Consider the following 506-nt stretch of genomic DNA (forward strand, 5'->3'; position numbering starts at 1 on the left):
TGTTCTCCAAGGAACGATGACATCCTATCATCGCAGTATTAACCAAAGATGAACGGCATAGACAAATTTAAAAAAATCATTAGTCTTACCCCACAAAACGAAAATCAGCCAACAAGTAGAAAGTAAGAATGAGAGATCAAGAATTTTGGCACAGTAAGTGGGCCAGTAATCAAATCGGTTTTCATTTGGAAGATGTGAACCCTCTATTGCCAGCGTACTGGCACCATGCGAATCCGAAACGTGAAGACAAAGTCTTGGTTCCTTTGTGTGGTAAGTCTGAAGATCTCGTTTGGTTAGCAACGAAACATGATTCTGTGGAAGGGGTTGAGCTGAGCCAAATAGCGGTGCGTTCTTTCTTTGCTGAACACTTTTATACACCAACTGTGACCCCAATTAGTGGTATGCACGAGTTGTATCAGTTTGATGAACTGTCGATTTATACTGGTGATTTCTTTACGGCTCCGGTTTCTCAAGCCGATATCGTTTATGATCGCGCTGCGTTGGTG

General features: G+C 42.3%; 1 pseudogene. It reads left to right on the top strand.

Features of this window, described 5'->3' with window-relative positions:
* Positions 1-128: 128 nt before the first annotated feature.
* Positions 129-506, top strand: a pseudogene (locus R7Z50_RS31385) (thiopurine S-methyltransferase); the annotation flags it as partial.

Source organism: Vibrio sp. 1249-1 (assembly GCF_033340495.1).